Annotated in this window: 7 protein-coding genes; 2 read left to right on the top strand and 5 right to left on the bottom strand. The window is 70.9% G+C overall.

Annotation, left to right across the window (positions count from 1 at the left end; translation table 11 throughout):
- Both BLQ91_RS34920 and BLQ91_RS34915 read right to left on the bottom strand, forming a co-directional pair.
- Positions 1-338: HPF/RaiA family ribosome-associated protein (locus BLQ91_RS34920; RefSeq protein ID WP_090104038.1), on the bottom strand; the 338-nt coding region annotated here is incomplete at its 3' end.
- 65 nt (positions 339-403) lie between these two features.
- Positions 404-1,837 (bottom strand): alpha/beta hydrolase family protein, encoded by a 1,434-nt coding sequence (locus tag BLQ91_RS34915; RefSeq protein ID WP_245734106.1) that lies wholly within the window; start codon positions 1,835-1,837, stop codon positions 404-406.
- A gap of 208 nt (positions 1,838-2,045) precedes the next feature.
- On the opposite strand from BLQ91_RS34915, the gene BLQ91_RS34910 reads away from it, so the two are divergent.
- Positions 2,046-3,155, top strand: a complete 1,110-nt coding sequence (locus tag BLQ91_RS34910) for a sensor histidine kinase (protein ID WP_090104034.1) — start codon at positions 2,046-2,048, stop codon at positions 3,153-3,155.
- Complete coding sequence (locus BLQ91_RS34905) at positions 3,152-3,814, top strand: response regulator transcription factor (RefSeq protein ID WP_090104032.1); 663 nt, start codon at positions 3,152-3,154, stop codon at positions 3,812-3,814. The genes BLQ91_RS34910 and BLQ91_RS34905 overlap by 4 nt, the downstream gene beginning before the upstream one ends.
- Before the next feature lie 22 nt (positions 3,815-3,836).
- Here BLQ91_RS34905 and BLQ91_RS34900 read toward each other — a convergent pair whose 3' ends face one another.
- The 3 genes from BLQ91_RS34900 to BLQ91_RS34890 form a co-directional block, all read right to left on the bottom strand.
- Positions 3,837-4,856: an NAD(P)-dependent alcohol dehydrogenase gene (locus tag BLQ91_RS34900; RefSeq protein ID WP_090104030.1), complete on the bottom strand. Its 1,020-nt coding sequence runs from the start codon at positions 4,854-4,856 to the stop codon at positions 3,837-3,839.
- A gap of 89 nt (positions 4,857-4,945) precedes the next feature.
- On the bottom strand, positions 4,946-5,557 hold the full coding sequence (locus tag BLQ91_RS34895; protein ID WP_090104028.1) for a TetR/AcrR family transcriptional regulator: 612 nt from the start codon (positions 5,555-5,557) through the stop codon (positions 4,946-4,948).
- A gap of 42 nt (positions 5,558-5,599) precedes the next feature.
- Positions 5,600-6,064 carry a nuclear transport factor 2 family protein gene (locus BLQ91_RS34890; RefSeq protein ID WP_090104026.1) on the bottom strand — a complete coding sequence of 155 codons (465 nt, stop codon included), beginning with the start codon at positions 6,062-6,064 and terminating at the stop codon, positions 5,600-5,602.
- Positions 6,065-6,067 lie beyond the last annotated feature (3 nt).

Raw genomic sequence — 6,067 nt, 5'->3', positions numbered from 1 at the left:
GCGGGCATGTGGCGGATGCTGTCACTGCCTTTGTGGTCGTGGGCGCGGCTGTGTCGGGAGTCCAGCACCCTTCCCAGCTTGTGTGCCGCTCCGGCGTAGGCGTCGTCCACGGTGGTCGCGTGGTGAGTGACCGCGACCGGCTGTTTGCCTCCCGGCCGTGCCTCGATGACGCACTTCTTGTCGTCCGGCTTGCTGCCCCCGTCCTCGCTGAGGTGCACTTCCACGCGGGTCAACCATCCGCTGAACCGGGACAGGCTGCTCTCCAGGTCGGTGGTCACATAGGTGGCCAGTCGTTCGCCACCGTGGATGTTGTGGTCGGTGTTGACCTGGATCTGCATGAGCACCCTCCGGAACGAGTAACAAAATGGTCTTGGTCGATACCACGGGAGCGGCCGGTTCAAACTCAACGGTGTTGGAACACGCTGAGCTCGCCGTAGGCCGACAGACCGCCTGCCAGGTCACCGGATCCGTTGCGCAGAACGGAATCCAGGAACGTCAGAGTGGCTGCGGCGACGACCCGCGGGCTCTCGGCGCGGCCCAGCGAGCCGACCACCGAGGGCACCGGCGGCAGGTACAGGGGGCCGTCCATGAAGGTGAGGTGCGCGGCGCCGGGGATGGTGAGCCGGTAGTTCGTCGCCGTGCCGCGCGTGAGCACCTCGGTGAGCTGGGGCAGGTAGCGGGGATCGGTGTCCGGGGTGATGGCCTGGGTGACCGCGAGCGTGGGCCGGCCGAGGTCGGGCGACAGGGGACCGCGGGGGTAGCCGTCGAGGTCGATGACGGCGGCGAACCGGTGGTCCTGCCTGGCCGCCTGCAGCGCGGCGGCACCACCCATGGAGTGACCGGTCGCGGCGACCCGGCCGGTGTCCAGGCGCCCGGCCAGCGTGTCGGCGCCATCACCCCGGTCGAGACCCTCCAGCCGGGTCAGCGCGAAGCCGAGGTCGGCGGCCCGGATCGCCGTCCACCCGGCGCCCAGCCTGTCGTCCTCGTCCCGGTCGCCGGTGGAGACGGTCGCGGTGGTGATCGTCCGGCCGTCGGCGAGCACGACGGCGGCGGAGTCGTACGGGTGGTCGAGCGCGGCCACCACGTAGCCGTGGGCGGCGAGTTGCTCCGCCCACGCGGTGTTCTGGGTGCGCACTCCGCCGGACCCCGGGGAGAACAGCACGATCGGGAACCGTTCTCCCGCACCGGCCACCGGGGCGTCCGGAATCGCGTGGGTGCGGGCGCGCGTCAGGCCGTCGAGGAGAAAACCCGGCAAGCCGACCCCGCGGGCCAGTGCTTCGGAGACGGTGCGCGCTTCGTCCTCGGTGCGTCCGAGGTACCGGGCACGTGCCACGTCCGCCGAGCCGTCCCGCGCGGGGTACCAGAGTTGCGCCACGACCGTGCGCCGGTCCAGCGGATCGGCGGTGAAGGTCTCCGGGCGGTCCGGGTCGGTCCACTGCAGCACGCGGGTGCCGACCGCGAAGCCACCGGAGGGCTCCGGGAAGACGGGGACGGGAAAAGCCCACGCCGTCACGGGGCCTGCGGTGATCAGGGCGGCGCACGCCAGCGATCCCGGCAGCGCCAGCCACCAGCGGACTCGCCGAGCACGGCCTCGCACCAGCGGGGAGAACGCGAACGGCGCCGCGACGGCCGCCCCCGCCAGCACCGGCAGCAGTTGCCAGCGGATCCCCGTCACGCACAGCGAGATCGCGGACAGCAGGAACACCGCCCCTGCCGCGGTGGTGACGCGGGGGCGGGCAGCGGCGGGCAGCCAGCGCGCCACCACCAGCGCGATGGCGCTGAGCAAGGCCAGGACTTCCAGCGGGGACAGGTTCAGTCCCGTGATGATCTCGGTCACCCGGTCATGGTCGGTGCCGGACCCGCGCGGCCGCATCGCTCGCCGGGCGCGATCCCGGTGCCGTCCCCGGTGGCAGTCGGGCGCCCGGATCGGCGGCCGGACTACGACCACGGGAGGTGTCGGAACTCCTACCGCAGTCGCAATCCGGCTCGCCGTAGTCAGACGGCAGGCTCATGTGCGCGGCGGGCCGTCGGCCTACGATCGCCGTGTGACTACCGAGCGGCGCTGGGCGTCCCGGCTGCCGCCGGCGGTGTGGGACGCGCTGCTGCCGGCGCTTCTCCTGCTGCACGTCCTGACCACGTGGCCGCCCGCGGAGCTTCCGGTGGCCGCCGCGCTCACCGCCGCACTCGCGCTGCCCCTGCTGTGGCGGCGCCGGGCCCCGCTCGCGGTGTTCGGTGTGGTGGCGACCGCGGCCCTCGTCCAGTGGCTGGTGGACGTCCAGCTACCCGCGGACGTCGCACTGCTGGTGGCGCTCCACACGGTGGCCGCGAAGTCGGGCAGGCGCGTCACGCTCGTCGCCGCCACCGTCGTGGAGATCGGTGCCGTTCTGGCCTGCCTGCGCTGGGCGTCGGAGGGCGCGTTCCTGGCCCCGTTCGCCGCGCTCACCGCGATGGTCGTCGCCGCGGCTGTCCTCGGCGTGAACGACCGGGCCACCCGTGCCTACCTGGAAGCCGTGCGAGGACGGGCCGTCGCCGAGGAAAGAGCCAGGATCACCAGGGAGATGCACGACATCGTCACCCACAACCTGTCCGTCATGGTCGCGCTCACCGACGCGGCCGTCCACGCGCAGCACCGGTCGCCCGCCAAAGCCACCGCCGCCATGCTCCAGGTCGCCGAAACAGGCAGGCAGGCGCTGACCGACATGCGGCGCTCGCTCGGCGTCCTGCGCACCGGCGAACCGGACGCGGCGCGCCACCCGCTGCCCGGCATCGCGCAGCTGGAAACCCTCGCGGCCCAGATGCGCACCGCCGGACTCCCGACCACTCTCGACATCGACGGCGGCTACACGCACATCCCCGCCACCGCGCAGCTGACCGTCTACCGCCTGGTGCAGGAAGCCTTGACCAACACCCTCAAGCACACACCCACCGGCACCCGGGCGGAGGTCCGGATCGAGTGCGCCGCCGAGACGGTCACCGTCGCCGTCACGGACACCGGCCCGCCGGCTTCGCCCGTCGCCTCCTCCGGCCACGGCATCACCGGCATGCGCGAGCGTTCGGCCGGCTACGGAGGGACGGTGCTGGCCGGACCGCTTCCCGGCGGCGGCTGGGGAGTGCACACCCGCCTCGTCTTCGGCGGCGCGGAGGCGTCCGCATGACGATCCGCGTCCTGATCGCCGACGACGAGGCGCTGCTGCGCATGGCGTTCGGCATGATCCTGGAGGCGCAGCCGGACCTGGCACCGGTCGGCGAGGCCGAGGACGGCGCCACCGCCGTCCGCCTCGCCGCCGACCTGCGCCCCGACGTCGTCCTCATGGACGTCCGCATGCCGGGAACCGACGGAATCGGGGCGACCCGGGAGATCGTCCGGACCTGCCCGCGGACCAGGGTGCTGATCCTCACCACCTTCGACCTCGACGAGTACGCCTTCGCCGGGCTCGAGGCCGGAGCCTCGGGCTTCCTGCTGAAGAACACCAGGCCCGAGGAGCTGCTCACCGCGATCCGCACCGTGGCCGCGGGCGACGCGGTGGTTTCCCCGCGCATCACCCGCCGTCTGCTCGACAAGCTCCGCCCGCACATCCCCGGTGCCGCCGCGATCGCCCGCGACGGACGGCTGAGCAGGCTCAGCGCCCGTGAACGCGAGGTGCTCGTCCAGGTGGGCTCCGGCTTGTCCAACGCCGAGATCGCTGCCGCCCTGCACCTCGCGGAGGCGACCGTGAAGTCGCACCTGGGCCGGATCCTGCACAAGCTCGAGCTCCGCGACCGGATCCAGGCCGTGATCTTCGCCTACGAAAGCCGTCTCATCCATCCGGCGTGATCACAGGACGGACCGGACTGCCTCAGGTGAAGTCGACGACGGCGCGATAGCGCACGTTTCCCTTGCGAACCCGGTCGAGTGCCTGTTCGAAGTCGGTCAGCGCGAACATCTCCACTTCGGGCCGGATGGCATGGCGAGCCGCGAAGTCGAGCATCTGCCGGGTCTGCGCCACCGTCCCGACGATGCCTCCCACGATCTCCTTCGCCTCGGACACCAGTCCCAGGGCCGACACCGAGATGGGTCGGTCCGGCACCCCCGCGACGCACAGACGACCTTGGGGACTCAGGATTCCCAGGTAGTCGTCCCAGGGCAGGTCGCCGGAGACGGTGGACAGCACGAAGTCGAACGAGCCGGCCGCCGCCCGCAGGGCTCCTGGCTCCCGGGAGGCGATGAAGCTGGTGGCGCCGAAGCGTTCGGCGTCGGCCTGCTTGTCCTCGGTGGTCGAGATGGCGGTGACCTCGCACCCCCACTTGTCCAGGAATTGGAGGGCGAGGTGGCCGAGTCCGCCGATGCCGACGACAGCGACGCGGTGCGTCGGAAGTACCCGGTTGGCGATCAGCGGCGAGAACACCGTGGTGCCGGCGCACATCAGCGGTGCGGCGTGTTCGGACGGCATCGAGTCGGGGATCGGGTAGACGTGCCGCCAATCGCTCGCCCGGACGTGGTGGGCGAAGCCACCGCGGTCACCGCGGAGCACCAAAGCGTCGCGACGCGGGCACAGGTTGGTGCGCCCGCTGATGCACGATTCGCACCGGAAGCACGACCCGGCGAGCGCGCCGACGCCGACGCGCTGCCCGATCGTCAACGCCACCTCGTCGACGGCGGCGCCGATGGCAACCACTTCGCCCACGACCTCATGTCCGGCCACGGCCGGGAACCGGGCAAGGCCCCACTCGTCGTCGATGGCGGCGAGATCGGTGTGGCAGATGCCGCCGTGAGTCACGCGCACGTCGACTTCGTTGGGACCCAACGGTCCTGACTCGTACTCGTAGGGCTGCAAGGCGCCACCGGCGGTGCGGGCCGCGTAGGCGATGACCTTCATGGTGAAGTCCTCTCAGGACAGGTGAGGGCGATCGATCACCCGTGCGGTGATCGACGGAACTGGCGGCGGTGCTTCCTGTGGAGCCGGGGTCAGCCCTGTTCGCGGGTGATCGCAGCGAGGACGATGTGCTGCACCGCGCGGACGGTGGTGGGAAGTCCGTCGGGGTCCCTGTTGATCCGGTCGATGCCGGCGCGCACGGTGCCGGTCAGGAGATCGACGGTGAGCGAGACGTCGTCGACTTCACGGAACTCGCCGGCGCTGATGCCGTCGCGGACGACCTTCTCCACTCCGGTCACCAGGGTGGCGAACGGGTTCTCCGGCCCTGCCGGGAGATCGGCGACCAGCGGTGTGGAGTTCGGGAGGAACATCAGGCGCATGGCGTGGTTCGTGGAGGCCGACAGGATCGCTTCGATGATCGTCCGCATCCTGCCGGCAGCCGGATCCGCGGAGCGTGCGGCGACCGCGGACACCTGGTGCACCAGCGGACGGCTGGCTCGCCGGGCCAGTTCGAGGACCAGCGCGCGTTTGTCGCCGGCGTAGTTGTAAAGGGTGTTGCGCGCGAGTCCTGCCCGCGCGGCGATGTGGCCCATGGTGATGGAGTCGTAGTCGCGTTCGAGCAGCAGGTGCCGCAACGCCTCGGTGAGGTCGGCCCACACCATCTCGTGGTGTTCCCCGATGGTGGCGGCTTTGATCCGCGGCATCCGGCTGTTCTCCTCAGGAGGTCGGCGGGGACAGGTCTCGTCCTACGCCGTCGGCACGGCGTCCGGCAGCCGAGGCTGGTTCTCCTGGTGAATCGCGGTCAGCTTGACATGCGTGAGCCGCCAGCCGTTCGGCGTGCGGATCGCCTCGTTGTCGTAGAAGCCGACCACCAGCCACGGACCGACGCCGTCGGCGGTGAACTCCTCCGGCAACCAGTGCTCGGCGCGGACGTGAGCGTGGATCCTGGCCCTATCGCCGTCGATCTCGATGACATGACCGGTGATGGCGTGGTGCGTCGCCTTGAACGGCGCGAAGCTCGCACGGAGACCTTCCACGTATTGGCCCAGGGCGATCGTCATCGGCGGAGTGCCCGTGACGGAGGAGAAGTCGAGCGTCACCTCGTCGGTGTAGACCCGGCCGGGCAGCGCGTCGAACTCCTTCAGGTCTGCGATGTCGGCGTAGTGGCTCATCACTTCGATGAGCTCGGCGCGATCGTTCAGCGTGGTCATGTC

This window comes from Lentzea jiangxiensis (genome assembly GCF_900104175.1).
GTDB classification, from domain to species: domain Bacteria; phylum Actinomycetota; class Actinomycetes; order Mycobacteriales; family Pseudonocardiaceae; genus Lentzea; species Lentzea jiangxiensis.
The sequence above is the reverse complement of the archived record's forward strand: the minus strand, read 5'-3'. Positions and strand labels throughout refer to the sequence as shown.

Bases quoted from the DNA above. Each gene is read 5' to 3' on its own strand.
- BLQ91_RS34905 (WP_090104032.1), top strand. From the start codon at position 3,152: ATGACGATCCGCGTCCTGATCGCCGACGACGAGGCGCTGCTGCGCATG.
- BLQ91_RS34900 (WP_090104030.1), bottom strand. From the start codon at position 4,856: ATGAAGGTCATCGCCTACGCGGCCCGCACCGCCGGTGGCGCCTTGCAG.
- BLQ91_RS34895 (WP_090104028.1), bottom strand. From the start codon at position 5,557: ATGCCGCGGATCAAAGCCGCCACCATCGGGGAACACCACGAGATGGTG.
- BLQ91_RS34890 (WP_090104026.1), bottom strand. From the start codon at position 6,064: ATGACCACGCTGAACGATCGCGCCGAGCTCATCGAAGTGATGAGCCAC.